At 52.4% G+C, this 15,708-nt stretch carries 23 protein-coding genes; 6 read left to right on the forward strand and 17 right to left on the reverse strand.

Annotated features, from left to right (window positions below; all coding sequences use genetic code 11):
• The first annotated feature begins 183 nt into the window (after positions 1 to 183).
• The gene (locus tag N6G83_RS53230; RefSeq protein WP_021808115.1) at positions 184 to 726 is read left to right on the forward strand and encodes a gamma carbonic anhydrase family protein; all 543 of its coding nucleotides are present in this window, start codon (positions 184 to 186) and stop codon (positions 724 to 726) included.
• A gap of 34 nt (positions 727 to 760) precedes the next feature.
• Here N6G83_RS53230 and aroE read toward each other — a convergent pair whose 3' ends face one another.
• From aroE to dprA, 5 genes are read right to left on the reverse strand one after another with little or no spacing between them, the layout of a single operon-like run.
• Positions 761 to 1,579: a shikimate dehydrogenase gene (gene aroE / locus N6G83_RS53235; RefSeq protein WP_024531124.1), complete on the reverse strand. Its 819-nt coding sequence runs from the start codon at positions 1,577 to 1,579 to the stop codon at positions 761 to 763.
• Positions 1,580 to 1,590: 11 nt separating this feature from the next.
• Positions 1,591 to 2,160, reverse strand: a complete 570-nt coding sequence (gene tsaC, locus N6G83_RS53240) for an L-threonylcarbamoyladenylate synthase type 1 TsaC (RefSeq protein ID WP_024531125.1) — start codon at positions 2,158 to 2,160, stop codon at positions 1,591 to 1,593.
• 7 nt (positions 2,161 to 2,167) lie between these two features.
• The gene (locus tag N6G83_RS53245; RefSeq protein ID WP_024531126.1) at positions 2,168 to 2,713 is read right to left on the reverse strand and encodes a type I DNA topoisomerase; all 546 of its coding nucleotides are present in this window, start codon (positions 2,711 to 2,713) and stop codon (positions 2,168 to 2,170) included.
• 25 nt (positions 2,714 to 2,738) lie between these two features.
• Positions 2,739 to 3,212: a DUF494 family protein gene (locus tag N6G83_RS53250; protein ID WP_021182206.1), complete on the reverse strand. Its 474-nt coding sequence runs from the start codon at positions 3,210 to 3,212 to the stop codon at positions 2,739 to 2,741.
• Positions 3,184 to 4,305 (reverse strand): DNA-protecting protein DprA, encoded by a 1,122-nt coding sequence (dprA, locus tag N6G83_RS53255; RefSeq protein ID WP_024531127.1) that lies wholly within the window; start codon positions 4,303 to 4,305, stop codon positions 3,184 to 3,186. The genes N6G83_RS53250 and dprA overlap by 29 nt, the downstream gene beginning before the upstream one ends.
• A gap of 132 nt (positions 4,306 to 4,437) precedes the next feature.
• Between dprA and def the strand changes: the two genes are divergently transcribed.
• The 5 genes from def (at position 4,438) to mscL (ending at position 9,274) form a co-directional block, all read left to right on the forward strand.
• Complete coding sequence (gene def, locus N6G83_RS53260; protein WP_024485624.1) at positions 4,438 to 4,947, forward strand: peptide deformylase; 510 nt, start codon at positions 4,438 to 4,440, stop codon at positions 4,945 to 4,947.
• 17 nt (positions 4,948 to 4,964) lie between these two features.
• Entirely contained in the window at positions 4,965 to 5,909 is a 945-nt protein-coding gene (fmt, locus tag N6G83_RS53265) for a methionyl-tRNA formyltransferase (protein ID WP_024531128.1), read from the forward strand.
• Between the two features lie 72 nt (positions 5,910 to 5,981).
• Positions 5,982 to 7,271: a 16S rRNA (cytosine(967)-C(5))-methyltransferase RsmB gene (gene rsmB / locus N6G83_RS53270; protein WP_024531129.1), complete on the forward strand. Its 1,290-nt coding sequence runs from the start codon at positions 5,982 to 5,984 to the stop codon at positions 7,269 to 7,271.
• 70 nt (positions 7,272 to 7,341) lie between these two features.
• Positions 7,342 to 8,718, forward strand: a complete 1,377-nt coding sequence (gene trkA / locus N6G83_RS53275; RefSeq protein ID WP_021182211.1) for a Trk system potassium transporter TrkA — start codon at positions 7,342 to 7,344, stop codon at positions 8,716 to 8,718.
• Positions 8,719 to 8,857: 139 nt separating this feature from the next.
• On the forward strand, positions 8,858 to 9,274 hold the full coding sequence (gene mscL, locus N6G83_RS53280) for a large-conductance mechanosensitive channel protein MscL (protein ID WP_021808121.1): 417 nt from the start codon (positions 8,858 to 8,860) through the stop codon (positions 9,272 to 9,274).
• A 51-nt stretch (positions 9,275 to 9,325) separates the two neighbouring features.
• Here the strand turns inward: mscL and N6G83_RS53285 are convergent, their stop codons facing one another.
• From N6G83_RS53285 to rpsE, 12 genes are all read right to left on the reverse strand, one after another.
• On the reverse strand, positions 9,326 to 9,532 hold the full coding sequence (locus N6G83_RS53285; RefSeq protein WP_021808122.1) for an alternative ribosome-rescue factor A: 207 nt from the start codon (positions 9,530 to 9,532) through the stop codon (positions 9,326 to 9,328).
• 80 nt (positions 9,533 to 9,612) lie between these two features.
• A complete protein-coding gene (zntR, locus tag N6G83_RS53290) occupies positions 9,613 to 10,044 on the reverse strand; it encodes a Zn(2+)-responsive transcriptional regulator (protein ID WP_024531130.1) in 432 nt (143 codons plus the stop codon).
• Positions 10,045 to 10,194: 150 nt separating this feature from the next.
• On the reverse strand, positions 10,195 to 10,584 hold the full coding sequence (gene rplQ / locus N6G83_RS53295; protein WP_004929726.1) for a 50S ribosomal protein L17: 390 nt from the start codon (positions 10,582 to 10,584) through the stop codon (positions 10,195 to 10,197).
• 40 nt (positions 10,585 to 10,624) lie between these two features.
• Positions 10,625 to 11,614 (reverse strand): DNA-directed RNA polymerase subunit alpha, encoded by a 990-nt coding sequence (locus N6G83_RS53300; RefSeq protein WP_002919219.1) that lies wholly within the window; start codon positions 11,612 to 11,614, stop codon positions 10,625 to 10,627.
• A 26-nt stretch (positions 11,615 to 11,640) separates the two neighbouring features.
• Positions 11,641 to 12,261: a 30S ribosomal protein S4 gene (gene rpsD, locus N6G83_RS53305; RefSeq protein ID WP_021182216.1), complete on the reverse strand. Its 621-nt coding sequence runs from the start codon at positions 12,259 to 12,261 to the stop codon at positions 11,641 to 11,643.
• A 33-nt stretch (positions 12,262 to 12,294) separates the two neighbouring features.
• Complete coding sequence (rpsK, locus tag N6G83_RS53310; RefSeq protein ID WP_004929731.1) at positions 12,295 to 12,684, reverse strand: 30S ribosomal protein S11; 390 nt, start codon at positions 12,682 to 12,684, stop codon at positions 12,295 to 12,297.
• 16 nt (positions 12,685 to 12,700) lie between these two features.
• Entirely contained in the window at positions 12,701 to 13,057 is a 357-nt protein-coding gene (gene rpsM, locus N6G83_RS53315) for a 30S ribosomal protein S13 (RefSeq protein WP_021182217.1), read from the reverse strand.
• Positions 13,058 to 13,203: 146 nt separating this feature from the next.
• Positions 13,204 to 13,320 carry a 50S ribosomal protein L36 gene (gene rpmJ / locus N6G83_RS53320; RefSeq protein ID WP_002227352.1) on the reverse strand — a complete coding sequence of 39 codons (117 nt, stop codon included), beginning with the start codon at positions 13,318 to 13,320 and terminating at the stop codon, positions 13,204 to 13,206.
• A 33-nt stretch (positions 13,321 to 13,353) separates the two neighbouring features.
• The gene (secY, locus tag N6G83_RS53325) at positions 13,354 to 14,685 is read right to left on the reverse strand and encodes a preprotein translocase subunit SecY (protein WP_021182218.1); all 1,332 of its coding nucleotides are present in this window, start codon (positions 14,683 to 14,685) and stop codon (positions 13,354 to 13,356) included.
• Between the two features lie 8 nt (positions 14,686 to 14,693).
• Positions 14,694 to 15,128 carry a 50S ribosomal protein L15 gene (rplO, locus tag N6G83_RS53330; protein WP_021182219.1) on the reverse strand — a complete coding sequence of 145 codons (435 nt, stop codon included), beginning with the start codon at positions 15,126 to 15,128 and terminating at the stop codon, positions 14,694 to 14,696.
• A gap of 3 nt (positions 15,129 to 15,131) precedes the next feature.
• The gene (gene rpmD / locus N6G83_RS53335; protein WP_004956161.1) at positions 15,132 to 15,311 is read right to left on the reverse strand and encodes a 50S ribosomal protein L30; all 180 of its coding nucleotides are present in this window, start codon (positions 15,309 to 15,311) and stop codon (positions 15,132 to 15,134) included.
• 6 nt (positions 15,312 to 15,317) lie between these two features.
• Positions 15,318 to 15,708 (reverse strand): 30S ribosomal protein S5 (gene rpsE, locus N6G83_RS53340; protein ID WP_260524376.1); only part of this gene is annotated, 391 nt, incomplete at its 5' end.

Raw genomic sequence — 15,708 nt, forward strand, 5'->3', positions numbered from 1 at the left:
TCCCATTTTTTTCCACAACCCCTTTTTAGATCTTTTCTTACCGACTGCGCACTTTTCCGCCCTTTCGCGCGGATCTTGCCCGATCAAGGCCATTTTACCGACGATCCCCCGTGTTGACTGGTTGTAATTCCACCGTCAAAGTCTAGTATTGCCGGTAATAAGATCCTTATACGAGGCAATCCCATGTCCAATTCAGTGCGTCCTTATCTTCATTACTCCCCTCAAATTGGCCAACGCGTCATGATCGATCCTTCCAGCGTAGTGATCGGCAACGTTGATCTGGCTGATGACGTCAGCGTTTGGCCCTTGGTTGCCATCCGCGGCGATGTCAACGCGGTAAAGATCGGCGCACGCAGTAATATCCAGGATGGCAGCATTCTGCATGTCACCCATCAATCCGATTATAATCCGGCGGGTTACCCTTTACTGATCGGCGAGGATGTCACCGTTGGGCATAAAGCCATGCTGCATGGCTGTACCATCGGTAATCGCGTTTTGGTGGGAATGGGCTCCATTCTGCTCGACGGTGCCGTAATAGAAGATGATGTGATGATTGGTGCAGGTAGCCTGGTAGCCCCCGGCAAGCATCTGGAAAGTGGCTACTTATATGTAGGCAGCCCTGCGCGCCGGGTTAGAGCCTTGACTCCGGCAGAACTGGAAGGGTTACGCTATTCGGCCAATAACTATGTACGTTGGAAAGACGAATACCTCAGTGAAGATATCTGACTGCCCCGCCCTGCTTGCCAGAGCGGGGCAACCATCACACTGCCATTTCCTGACGTAATTGCTGCAATACCGGTTCAATCTCCGGCATCACACCATGCCATAAAAAGAAAGCATGGGCAGCCTGCCCCACCAGCATGCCTAAACCGTCCGCATAATGTTGCGCCCCCAACTGCTGCGCCCAAGCCAGGAATGGGGTGCCGCCCTGTTGGTAGAACATGTCATAGCACCGTGTCGTGCTGTGGATAATGCTGTCAGGCAGTGCGGGGATCTCCCCCTTGAATCCTGATGCTGTCGCGTTGATCACTAAATCAAAATGCTGTTGATCCAGCCGATCCAGCGGCAAGGCGGCGATCTCCCCCAGATGGCGGAACGCCGCAGCCAACTCCTCAGCGCGGCTGAAGGTGCGGTTAGTCAACACCACTTCACAGCCAAAAGAGAGCAGCGGCAGGATCACACCACGCGCTGCCCCACCCGCCCCAACCAGCAACACGCGGTCATCTGGCCGAATCAACTGCTGGCGTTCAAGATCAGACAGCAAACCGATACCGTCAGTGTTATCCCCCAGCAGCTTTCCATCGGGCAAAACCTTTAGCGTATTCACCGCACCGGCCATTGCCGCCCTTTCGCTAAGTTCGCTTGCTGCCTCATAGGCACATTCTTTAAAAGGGACGGTGACGTTGGCCCCTTGGCCACCAGCAGCAATAAACCGTTGCAAGGTAGGTACAAAACCGTCCAACGGAGCCAGCACGGTGCCGTAGGGGTGTTCGATCCCGGTCTGTTGCGCAAACAGCGCGTGGATACGGGGGGACTTGCTGTGAGCAATCGGGTTACCGAATACCGCGAACTTCTCCATAGATCTAGCCTCTAGCCCTGACGGATCAGCTCACCGGTCAAAGCATCTCTGATTTCAGAAGGGTTTAACCGGCCACCCACGTTACCTACCAGCACCGGGAAAGCATCACCAAACTGCTGCTGCACTTCAGCCACGGTGCGGCACGGCTCCTCACCGCTTAAGTTGGCACTGGTTGACACCAGCGGCTTGCCGAACTGGCGGCACAGCTGTTGCACCAGAGGATGATCGCTGACGCGCACGGCCAACGAATTAAAACGACCGGTCAGCAAGGCTGGCGTTTGCGGTTTTGCCGGGATCACCCAGGTTACCGGGCCAGGCCAACTGGCAAAGATCGCGGCACGCTGCTGCTCATTCAATACGCCATCATCAATATAAGGTGCTAGCTGGGCATAATCGGCAGCGATCAGGATCAGGCCTTTTTCCCACGGGCGTTGTTTCAAGGCCAACAGCTGTTTGACGGCCTGTTCGCTATCAGGGTCACACCCCAGACCGAATACCGCTTCTGTTGGATAGGCAATCACCTGCTGGTTTTCCAGCGCGGCAATAATGGGCGCGAATGAGGAAGTTTGTTCTGGGTTCATAGCTTGATTATTCTGAGATAGCGACGGGTTTTCCGCACAGTTTACTGGCGCAGCAAAGCGTTGGGCCTTTTGCCGTGCGCTTTTCCATCAGTAATGGATAGTGGCAGTAAGCACACTCACCGGCGACGGGTTTAAAATTAAGCACAAACTGACATTCTGGATAACGATCGCAAGAATGGAACACCTTGCCAAAGCGAGATTTGCGCTGCAGCAGTTGGCCTTGGCCACACTGAGGGCAGGCGATGCTGGTTTCATCCGGTTTGTCGATCACTTCGGTATGATCGCAGTCGGGATAGTGGCTGCAACCGATAAACATGCCATAACGCCCCTGGCGTAACACCAGCGTTGCCTGGCATTTCGGGCATTGCTGGCCCTCAAGCACTTTGACAATATGGCCATCCGCCTGCGCTTTCAAAGGCCGGATATATTCGCACTGCGGATATTGAGAACAGCCGAGAAAGGGGCCGTGGCGACCACTGCGGATCACCAACTCGGCCCCGCATTCCGGACAGGGTTCATTTTGCCTCGCGGCAAAAATCGCTGGTTTTGTCATAACGTCTTCTATGCCTGTTACCTACTCAGTGCAGGTAACCTTCGTTTACTTCAAATAACAGTTCTTCCATCTGCTGATAGGCGCTCTCATATCCGGGGATATTGAACAACACCATCAGCACTACCCATTTCAGATCTTCGAGATCAAATTCCGTATTATCCAAAGCCATAACACGATCGATAACCATTTCACGGGTTTCGAGGTTCAATACCTGGATCTGTTCTAGGAACAGGAGAAAACCACGGCAACCGGCATCTAAACGCACGCTCTCTTCTTCGGTGTAGATCCGCATAGCCAGCGGATCGGCATCCATAAAATAAGGGGCATTCTCGCCTTCCTGGAGGTCTGCAAGCTTTTCGAGCCAATTCAACGCGTTGAAGATATCATCACGATCAAATCCTGCTTCGGTAAGATCGTCGGTCAAGGTATCCTGATCAACGTGCATCTCTGGCTCATTGTGGATATAGGTTTCAAACAAATACATGAGTACGTCGAACATGGCATGCCCTCCTTATTCGGACATAGCCGCCGGGTACAGCTGCGATCCAACCTGCTAACTCCAGATCGAGTAATTTGATTACCACCTCTGGCACAGGTTGGCCGGCACGTTCAGCGACGACGTCAACAGGTGTCACCTCATCTCCTACGTTAGCCAACACATCGGCAAATGGCAATTCAACTTCGGCCTCTGATGCAGAAATAGTTGTATTTTCGTTCACGGACAGCCATTGCAACCCACTTCCCAGTTGTTCTGCGATATCTTTTGGGCCGGTGACCAGGCTGGCCCCCTGCTGGATCAACCAATGAGATCCCTCACTCATCGGGTTACCCAATGCCCCCGGCAGGGCAAACACTTCGCGCCCCTGTTCCAACGCGTAACGCGCAGTGATCAGCGACCCGCTACGCAGTGAAGCCTCTATAACCACCACGCCCGCACTTAACCCACTGATAATACGATTGCGACGTGGAAAATGAGCCGCCAGCGGCAAATCGGTAGCCAGATGTTCGGAAATCACCGCTCCGCCCTGCTCAATGATTTGCTCGGCCAGCCGGCGATGGCGGCGTGGGTAGATATTTGCCAGGCCGCTGCCCAATACCGCAATGGTGACCCCTTCGGCCTCCAAGGTTGCACGGTGACAGATCCCGTCAATGCCAATCGCCAGGCCGCTGGTGATGGCGAAACCGCAATGCACCAAACCGCTGGCAAAGTAACTGCCCCACTGTTCGCCATAGTGGCTGAACTGGCGGCTACCCACCATGGCGATTTGCGGCTGTTGCAAAGCCTTTACAGCCCCCTGCACCATCAGTAATAACGGCGCGTCATCGATATGCGCCAAGAGTTCGGGAAACGCTGGCTCACCGTACCGCACCATCTGATTGCCCGGCTGCTCCAGCCACTTGAGCGTTGCCTTGAGATACTGCCCATGCCCACGCCGAAACTGCTTTTGCTGCTGGTCATTCAGCCCCAGAGGCTTAAGCAACCGATAAGGATCGCCGCCTTCAGCAATCAGGCGATCGATAATCTGGCTGGCTTGCAGTGCGTCGATCTTTGTCACCGCATGCATACGTAGAGCGATTTCTTCTGGCCCCATGGAGCATTCCCTCGCTGTAATTAGGGGATTACCAATTCGTGCAATTGGTCTGGGATGCTGTCAATCAGGCCAAGAAATGTCTAGAATAGAAGCTAATCACTGTTCATCACTCGGATACAGATCTTAAGATATATGTCAGTCTTGCAGGTATTACATTTCCCAGACGAGCGGCTACGCAAAATTGCGGCCCCGGTAAAAGAAGTCAATGCAGATGTCCAGCGCATCGTGGATGATATGTTTGAAACCATGTACGCAGAGGAAGGCATTGGCCTGGCTGCGACACAAGTTGATATTCATCAGCGCATTATCGTCATCGACGTTTCTGAAAACCGCGATCAACGCCTGGTGTTGATCAACCCGGAACTGCTGGAAAAAAGCGGTGAAACCGGTATCGAAGAAGGCTGCCTTTCTATCCCTGAGCAACGCGCCCTGGTGCCACGCGCAGAGAAAGTGAAGATCCGCGCCCTCAATCGTGAAGGACAACCTTTTGAGCTTGAGGCCGATGACTTGCTGGCAATCTGTATCCAGCACGAAATGGATCATCTGGTTGGCAAACTGTTTGTCGATTACCTGTCGCCGTTGAAACGCCAACGTATCCGTCAGAAACTGGAAAAAATGGCCAAGCTTGAAGCTCGCGCCTAACCGATCAGGAAATCAACGTGTCTGACTCTTTACGGATTATTTTTGCCGGAACCCCAGACTTTGCAGCGCGTCACCTAGACGCGCTGTTGTCATCTGGGCACCAGGTGGTCGGCGTCTTCACCCAGCCCGATCGCCCCGCAGGCCGCGGTAACAAATTGACGCCAAGCCCGGTCAAGGTGCTGGCCGAACAGCATCAAATCCCCGTTTTCCAACCTAAGTCACTGCGCCCGCAAGAGAATCAGCACCTGGTTGCCGACCTGAATGCGGACGTGATGGTGGTGGTTGCCTATGGGCTGATCCTGCCAAAAGCCGTGCTAGATATGCCGCGTCTGGGCTGCATCAACGTACATGGCTCTCTGCTGCCACGCTGGCGCGGTGCGGCACCGATCCAACGCGCTTTATGGGCTGGCGATGGCGAAACTGGCGTAACCATCATGCAAATGGATGTGGGTCTCGATACCGGCGACATGATGCATAAGATCGCATGCCCGATCGAAGCCAGCGATACCAGTGCCAGCCTTTACAACAAGCTGGCAGAACTGGGGCCACAAGGGCTGCTGATCACTTTGCAGCAATTGGCGGCGGGTACGGTGCAGCGCGAAGTTCAAGACGAAGCCCTGGTTACCTACGCAGAAAAGCTGAGCAAAGAAGAGGCACGCCTGAACTGGAGCCTTTCCGCCGAACAGTTGGAACGCTGTATTCGTGCTTTTAACCCTTGGCCAATCAGCTATTTCACCATCGACGATCAACCGGTGAAAGTCTGGCAGGCAACCGTGCTGGCGGAAACCGCCAACGCAGAACCGGGTACTATCGTGCACGCCGACAAGCACGGCATTCAGGTGGCTACCGCGCAAGGTATTCTCAACCTCACGCAGCTCCAGCCTGCCGGTAAAAAACCGATGTCGGCACAAGATTTACTGAATTCTCGCCGCGAATGGTTCACGCCGGGCAACCGGTTATAAGCCACTCCCATTGCCCGGCCATTGTTGCCGGGCTGTTCGTTTCTTAATGCCGATCGTAATCCGCCTTAGCCTATGAAAAACAATTACAATCTCCGAAGCATTGCAGCCAAGGCCATCGGCCAGGTACTGGATCAAGGGCAGTCGCTCAGTACCATTTTGCCCGCATTACAAAAGAATATTTCTGACAAAGACCGTGGGCTATTGCAGGAACTCTGTTTTGGTACGCTGCGGGTGCTGCCGCAGCTCGAATGGTGCATCCAGCAGTTGATGGCAAAGCCCATGACTGGAAAACAGCGGCCACTTCACTATTTGCTGATGGTTGGCCTGTATCAGTTGCTGTATACCCGTATTCCACCGCACGCGGTATTAGCCGAAACGGTTGAAGGCGCGGTCACCTTGAAGCGCCCACAGCTGAAAGGACTGATTAACGGCGTACTGCGCCAGTTCCAACGCCAGCAAGAAGAACTGCTGGCACGTGCAGCCAATAACGAAAGCCGCTATCTGCACCCTAGCTGGTTGCTTAAACGCATCAAACTGGCTTATCCGGCACAGTGGGAGCAGATCGTTGATGCCAATAATCAGAAGCCGCCAATGTGGCTGCGCGTCAATCGTCTTCACCATACCCGTGAAAATTATCTGCAGCTTATGCAGCAGGCAGGTATTACCGCCGAGCCTCATGCGGAGTATCGCGACGCAGTTCGCTTGCTGGCTCCGTGCCCAGTAACGGACTTGCCCGGTTTCTCCGAGGGCTGGGTAACGGTACAAGACGCCTCCGCTCAAGGTTGCGTCGATCTGTTGGATCCTCAAGACGGTGAGCAAATCCTCGATCTTTGTGCAGCCCCCGGCGGCAAAACGACCCATATTCTGGAGGCCGCTCCCAAAGCTCACGTGCTCGCCGTGGATATCGACGAACAGCGTTTAAGCCGGGTGAAAGAAAACCTGCAGCGCCTGCGCCAACATGCGGAAGTTCGCCAGGGTGATGGCCGTACCCCGCAAGAGTGGTGCGGTGACCAACAGTTCGACCGTATCCTGTTGGATGCCCCTTGCTCCGCCACCGGTGTTATTCGCCGCCACCCGGATATCAAATGGCTACGTCGTGACAGCGATATCGCCGAACTGGCCGCTTTACAGAGTGAAATTCTGGAAGCTATCTGGCCACGCCTGAAACCCGGCGGCGTAATGGTCTATGCAACCTGCTCTATTCTGCCGCAGGAAAATAGCGAGCAGATAGCTGCGTTCCTGCAACGTCACGGCGATGCCAAGCTGGTTGAAACCGGCGACACGCAATCACCAGGTAAACAGAATCTGCCTCATCCTGAGGATGGCGATGGTTTCTTTTACGCTAAGCTGATTAAAATATAACTGTTCAGGGAGCGCCTGCGGGCGTTCTCACCTTTCGGCCACGGCCGTCGCAGATCGAGCAGAGAAATCGATGAAAATAATTATTCTTGGCGCAGGGCAAGTTGGCGGAACACTGGCTGAAAACCTGGTGGGTGAAAATAACGATATCACCGTGGTCGATACCGACACCGGGCGCCTACGCCAGTTGCAAGACAAGTTTGACCTGCGCGTCGTCCAGGGGCACGGTTCCCATCCACGCGTATTACGCGAAGCCGGTGCCGAAGATGCCGATATGCTGGTTGCCGTCACCAACTCTGACGAAACCAATATGGTCGCCTGTCAGATCGCTTATACGCTGTTTAACACCCCGAATCGTATTGCACGGATCCGGGCGCCGGATTATATCCGTGAGTCCGAGAAGCTATTCCATCCGGAGGCGGTACCCATCGACCACCTGATCTCGCCGGAGCAGTTGGTTATCGATTACATCTACAAGCTGATCGAATACCCTGGCGCCTTGCAGGTGGTGAACTTTGCCGACGGCAAGGTCAGCATCGCCGCTGTGAAGGCCTATTATGGCGGCCCACTGGTGGGAAATGCTCTGTCTGCCATGCGTGAGCATATGCCACATATCGATACTCGCGTGGCGGCAATTTTCCGTCATGACCGCCCGATCCGCCCACAAGGCTCTACTATTATCGAAGCTGGCGATGAGGTGTTCTTCGTTGCCGCATCACAGCATATCCGCGCGGTAATGAGTGAACTGCAGCGGCTCGAAAAGCCCTACAAACGCATCATGATCGTCGGCGGTGGTAACGTGGGTGCCGGACTGGCGCATCGGTTGGAAAAATCGTACAACGTGAAGCTGATTGAGAAAAACCAGCAACGTGCCGCCGAACTGGCAGAGCAACTGCACGATACCATCGTGTTTTACGGTGATGCCTCCGATCAGGAGCTGCTGGCCGAAGAGCATGTCGAGCAGGTAGACGTGTTTATTGCCATCACCAACGATGACGAAGCCAATATCATGTCTGCCATGCTGGCCAAACGCATGGGAGCCAAAAAGGTGATGGTCTTGATCCAGCGCCGTGCCTATGTCGATCTGGTCCAGGGCAGCGTGATTGATATCGCAATTTCGCCGCAGCAGGCCACTATCTCCGCGCTGCTAGGCCACGTGCGTAAAGCCGATATTGTCAGCGTCTCCTCGCTGCGCCGCGGCGTTGCCGAAGCCATTGAAGCGATTGCCCATGGCGATGAAAGCACCTCCAAGGTCGTAGGCCGTATGGTCGAAGAGATTAAACTGCCACCAGGTACCACCATTGGCGCGATAGTGCGTGGCGATGATGTGATCATTGCCAACGGCAACAGCCGGATCCAGCAAGGCGACCACGTGATCATGTTTATTACCGATAAGAAATTTGTACCAGACGTTGAGCGCCTGTTCCAACCAAGCCCGTTCTTCTTATAGATACTTAAATCATGCGAATGATTTTTTGACACGTCCCAAGTCGAGAATTAGGAAAAACAAAAAATTTTCCTATACTGATTGTGTCAAAGGGGAATTGCTTTGTTAAAATTGCGTTACTAATTTTTTGAGGGGTGTTCTGATGGGTATGTTAAAAGAGTTCCGCGAATTTGCCATGCGTGGCAACGTGGTCGATCTGGCAGTGGGTGTGATCATTGGTGCGGCATTCGGTAAAATCGTTTCTTCTCTGGTTGCCGACATCATCATGCCACCTTTGGGGTTGCTGATAGGTGGCGTTGATTTCAAACAGTTCCATCTGGTACTGCGTGAAGCCAAAGACAATGTCCCAGCAGTAGTGATGAACTATGGCTCTTTCCTGCAGAATATCTTTGATTTCGTGATCGTCGCCTTTGCGATCTTTATGGCCATCAAGTTAATGAACAAAATGCGCCGTAAAGAAGTTGAAGAGCCAGCCGCACCGCCTGCGCCAACGGCCGAAGAGAAGCTGCTGACAGAAATCCGCGATCTGCTGAGTCAGCAACAACAGCCTAAGCTGTAATTCACCGCTTATAACGCTAAAAGCCATCTTACGAGATGGCTTTTTTGTGGCTTAAAACCAGAAGGCCAGTGGTAAATTGTCGTTGGGCAATTTACCACTGGCCTCCCAGTTACCGCCTTTTGCGTGTTTGTCTTTACGCCGGTAGCTGCCTTTCCCTTTACTGTTCTTCTCTACCCGTTGGCGGAAAAGAGGATCGTGTAGCAACGCCTCAATGGCATTGTCCTGGATCTTGCCTTTGGTATGACGATATTGAGTCATTTTGGTCTTCCTGTTGGTTGATGATAATAAACGCGCCGATAATACTGCTGGCCAGATAAAAATTAAAGCCCCATACGCCGTTAAACCGCACTTTTGGCATTCTCTTCGCTGGCTCCTTGCTCCAAAGCCTCCAGAATCGAGCAATAGTTGCTAGTGTGCTCACTACCACAGCAGGCATCGCTGAGCCTTTTCAGCGACTCACGCATTCTGGTTAACTCGGTCAGTTTGCTTTCAACCTCATGCAGCCGCGCATCAACGATAGACTTCGACTCTTCGCAGGTATGATGCTCTGGATCTACGCGGATCGACAGCAACTCGGCGATGGTTTCCAGCGTGAAGCCCAGCTGCTTGGCATAGCGGATAAAACGCAGGCGCTGTAAGTCCTGATCGCTATACAGCCTATAGCCGCCTTCGGTACGAACGTGGTGATCCATCATGCCTTGCTTCTCGTAATAGCGCACCGTATCTGGCGTTACGTCAGCCAACTTGGCTAATTGCCCAATTTTGAACATCATGACCTCTCCATGTTGCACTTATCACTGATAGCCTGAGCATAGCGGATGTGGGGAAGGATCTTAAGCATTGCCGGGAGGGAAAGCACATTTGGCTAGCTACAGACGTAAAAAAACCGGGCAAGCCCGGTTTTTCTACGCTTCCACAGATTACTCTGCAGTTGCTACTTCTGCTTGAGACTCAGCACGATCAACCAGCTCGATGTATGCCATCGGCGCGTTGTCGCCTGCGCGGAAGCCACACTTCAGAATGCGAGTGTAACCACCGGCACGGCTCGCAAAACGCGGGCCTAGCTCGTTAAACAGTTTTGCCACGATCTCGTTATCACGAGTACGGGCGAATGCCAGACGACGATTAGCAACGCTGTCGGTCTTGGCAAGAGTAATCAGCGGCTCAACAACGCGACGCAGCTCTTTCGCTTTTGGCAGGGTCGTCTTGATGATCTCATGACGAACCAAAGAGCCGGCCATGTTACGGAACATAGCCTGGCGATGGCTGCTGTTACGGTTCAGTTGACGACCACTCTTACGATGGCGCATGACCTTATCCTTCTCAGTAAAACCTTAACCTGTGATCCGGTTACTCGTCAGCAATGCTAGCCGGTGGCCAATTTTCCAGGCGCATGCCCAGAGAAAGTCCACGGGAAGCCAGCACGTCTTTAATCTCAGTAAGAGATTTTTTACCCAGGTTAGGCGTTTTCAACAGCTCAACCTCGGTACGCTGTACCAGATCACCGATGTAGTGGATAGCTTCTGCCTTAAGGCAGTTAGCAGAGCGGACAGTCAATTCCAGATCGTCAACAGGGCGCAGCAGGATCGGATCGAACTCTGGTTTCTCTTCTTTCACTTCCGGCTGACGTACATCACGTAGGTCAACGAAAGCTTCCAGTTGTTCAGCCAGAATGGTTGCCGCACGGCGGATCGCCTCTTCAGGATCGATCGTGCCATTGGTTTCCATCTCGATGACCAGCTTGTCCAGGTCGGTACGCTGTTCTACACGCGCTGCTTCAACATTGTAGGCAATACGCTCTACAGGGCTATAGCAGGCGTCAACCAACAGACGACCAATCGGGCGCTCATCTTCTTCCGAATGAATTCGGGCAGAAGCCGGCACATAACCACGACCGCGCTGAACTTTGATACGCATGCTGATAGCAGCGTTCTCATCGGTCAGGTGGCAGATAACGTGCTGCGGCTTGACGATTTCGACATCACCATCATGGGTAATGTCGGCAGCGGTCACAGGGCCAATGCCAGATTTATTCAGGGTAAGAATAACTTCATCTTTCCCTTGAACTCTCACCGCCAGCCCTTTCAGGTTGAGCAAGATCTCCAGGATATCTTCCTGTACGCCTTCTTTGGTGCTGTACTCATGTAGTACACCATCAATCTCAACCTCGGTCACCGCGCAACCCGGCATAGATGAAAGCAGAATACGGCGCAGTGCGTTGCCAAGAGTATGGCCAAAGCCACGCTCTAACGGCTCAAGGGTCACCTTGGCGTGCGTCGAACTGACTTGCTCGATATCTACCAGGCGCGGTTTTAGAAACTCTGTCACAGAACCCTGCATTGTGTCCTCTCTTTGAAACTCAAGCCTTACTTGGAGTAAAGCTCGACGATCAGGTGTTCGTTAATGTCGGCGGACAGATCGGTACGTTCAGGAATACGTTTGAACACACCTTCCATCTTCGCAGCATCAACTTCCAGCCAAGTCGGCTTTTCACGCTGCTCAGCCAGCTCCAGAGAAGCCTTAACACGAGACTGCTTTTTAGCTTTCTCGCGGATGCTGACTACGTCATTCGGAGATACCTGATAAGAAGCGATGTTAACAACGCGACCATTTACCATAACGGCTTTATGGCTAACCAGCTGACGTGATTCTGCACGAGTGGCGCCGAAGCCCATACGGTAAACTACGTTGTCCAGACGACCTTCCAGAAGGGTCAACAGGTTTTCACCGGTGTTGCCTTTCAGGCGGGTTGCTGCTTTGTAATAGTTACGGAACTGACGCTCCAGAACACCGTACATACGGCGAACTTTTTGCTTTTCACGTAACTGTACACCGTAGTCAGACAGACGCGGTTTACGCGCACCGTGTTGACCAGGTGGCTGTTCAATTTTGCACTTTGAATCTATCGCGCGAACGCCAGACTTCAGGAACAGGTCTGTGCCCTCGCGGCGGCTAAGCTTGAGCTTAGGACCCAAATATCTTGCCATTTTCTTTCTCCAACAATCCGAAAAGCAGGGGCGTTACACGCGACGCTTTTTCGGTGGACGACAACCGTTATGAGGAATCGGAGTCACATCGGTAATATTAGTGATGCGGAAACCAGCCGCGTTCAGAGCGCGGATAGTAGACTCACGACCAGGACCAGGTCCTTTGACCATAACTTCCAGGTTCTTGATACCGTATTCTTTAACTGCGTCAGCACAACGCTCGGCTGCAACCTGAGCTGCAAACGGAGTTGACTTACGAGAACCACGGAAACCGGAACCACCGGCTGTTGCCCAACCCAAAGCATTACCCTGACGATCGGTAATAGTCACAATGGTGTTGTTGAAAGAAGCATGGATATGAGCCACGCCGTCAGAGACTTGTTTTCTTACACGCTTACGTGTACGAACAGGTGCCTTTGCCATTATTCAATCACCCCGATTATTTCTTGATCGGTTTACGCGGACCCTTACGGGTACGTGCGTTGGTCTTAGTACGCTGACCGCGAACTGGCAGACCACGACGATGGCGTAAACCACGGTATGTACCAAGATCCATCAGACGCTTGATGCTCAGGGTAACTTCACGACGCAAATCACCTTCAACAGTGAATTTGGCAACTGCTTCACGCAGTTGTTCAATTTGCTCTTCAGACAGCTCACTGATCTTAACATTTTCAGCAATACCCGTCTCAGCACAGATAGACTGTGAACGAGTTTTGCCGATTCCGAAGATCGACGTTAACGCGATAACGGTATGTTTATGATCAGGAATGTTAATGCCTGCTATACGGGCCACTATGCACTCCTACTAATTTTTACGGCAACACCATTCTGAAAAGCCCGTTTTCAGGATACTCAAATAATGTTGCAGCTACATACAAAAGATTGGCTGGCTAATCTAGCCAGCTCAACCCAACTTTGCAAGAAAAATATGCGAGATAATCAGCCTTGACGCTGTTTATGCTTCGGCTCGGCGCTGCAAATCACACGAACGACACCGTTACGCTTAACGATTTTGCAGTTACGACATAATTTCTTGACGGAAGCACGAACTTTCATTTTTACTCTCCGTAACTTCTCAAACGCACCAGATTAGCGGTTATAGCCTTTCAGGTTTGCTTTCTTCAATGCAGACTCGTACTGACTTGACATCATCAGAGTTTGCACTTGAGCCATAAAGTCCATGATGACGACAACAACGATCAGTAGCGAGGTACCACCAAAGTAGAATGGTACTTTCATTGCATCACGCATGAACTCCGGGATCAGGCAGATGAAAGTAATGTACATCGCGCCCACCAGGGTTAAACGCGTCATCACTTTATCGATATATTTCGCCGTTTGCTCTCCCGGACGAATTCCTGGTACGAAGGCACCGGACTTCTTCAGGTTATCTGCTGTTTCACGCGGGTTGAAAACCAACGCCGTATAGAAGAAACAGAAGAAGATGATTGCAGACGCATAGAGTAACACATAAAGCGGTTGTCCAGGCTGCAAATACAGCGAAATCGTTGTCAGCCAGTTCCAACCGGTACCGCCCCCAAACCATGATGCAATCGTGGCAGGGAACAGAATAATGCTGGAAGCGAAGATTGCTGGGATTACCCCTGCCATGTTCACTTTCAACGGTAAGTGTGTGCTCTGTGCTGCGTAAACACGACGACCCTGTTGACGTTTCGCATAGTTAACGACGATACGACGTTGACCACGTTCAATGAAAACAACGAAGAAGGTTACTGCAAACACTAATACTGCAACCAACAGCAACAAGAGGAAGTGCAGGTCGCCTTGCCGAGCTTGCTCAATAGTATGGCCAACAGCCGGCGGAAGACCCGCCACAATACCCGCGAAGATAATGATTGAGATACCGTTACCGATACCACGCTCAGTAATCTGCTCGCCCAGCCACATCAGGAACATTGTCCCGGTAACCAGACTCACAACCGCAGTAAAGTAGAACGCAAAGCCTGGGTTTAACACCAGGCCCTGCATACCAGGCATATTCGGCAGACCGGTAGCAATACCGATCGACTGGAATATGGCCAACACCAGCGTACCGTAGCGGGTGTACTGGCTAATCTTGCGACGGCCAGCCTCCCCTTCTTTCTTGATTTCCGCCAACGCTGGATGAACCACCGTCAGTAACTGGATAATGATCGAGGCCGAAATGTACGGCATGATCCCCAGAGCAAAAATAGAAGCACGGCTGAGAGCACCACCAGAGAACATGTTAAACATTTCAATGATGGTGCCTCTCTGCTGTTCGAGCAGTTTGGCAAGCACAGTGGCATCGATACCAGGAATCGGAATGAAAGAGCCAATGCGGAAAACAATCAGCGCGCCGATAACAAACAAAAGTCTGCGCTTCAGCTCACCGAGTCCGCCTTTAGCACTTTGAAAATCTAATCCTGGTTGCTTAGCCATCAGCTTACTTATTCCTCAATTTTACCGCCAGCAGCCTCGATAGCAACACGAGCGCCTTTGGTGACACGCAGACCACGCAGGGTAACCGGACGAGTGATTTCGCCAGAAAGCATAACTTTCGCGAACTCGATCTGGGTACCAACAACGTTAGCGGCTTTCAGCGTGTTCAGGTCGATTACGTCGCCTTCTACAAGAGCCAGTTCAGACAGACGAACTTCTGCCGTGATCATAGCTTTGCGAGAGGTGAAGCCGAATTTCGGCAAACGACGATATAAAGGCATCTGACCACCTTCAAACCCACGACGTACGCCACCGCCAGAACGTGAGTTCTGACCTTTGTGACCACGACCGGCGGTTTTACCCAGGCCAGAACCAATACCACGACCTACACGCTTAGGCGCATGCTTGGCACCTTCAGCCGGAGACAGAGTATTTAAACGCATCTGTTACTCCTCAACCTTAACCATGTAGGAAACCAGGTTGATCATACCGCGTACAGCAGGAGTATCCTCGCGCTCTACGGTGTGACCAATACGACGCAGACCCAGACCGAGCAGTGTAGCTTTATGCTTCGGCAGACGGCCAATGGAGCTGCGAACTTGTGTAACTTTGATAGTCTTAGCCATGGTCAATTACCCCAGAATGTCTGCAACGGATTTACCACGCTTGGCAGCGACCATTTCAGGAGACTTCATATTAGCCAAAGCGTCGATAGTTGCACGAACCACGTTGATCGGGTTGGTGGAACCATAAGCTTTAGCCAGTACGTTGTGCACCCCAGCAACTTCGAGAACGGCGCGCATTGCACCACCCGCGATGATACCGGTACCTTCATGAGCTGGCTGCATGAACACACGGGAACCCGTATGAGCACCTTTAACAGGGTGCTGCAGGGTGCCGCCGTTCAGCGCGACATTCATCATGTTGCGACGGGCTTTTTCCATCGCTTTCTGGATCGCTGCTGGAACTTCGCGTGCTTTGCCGTAGCCAAAACCAACGCGACCGTTACCATCACCAACTACT

This window comes from Serratia sp. PL7, assembly GCF_945957435.1.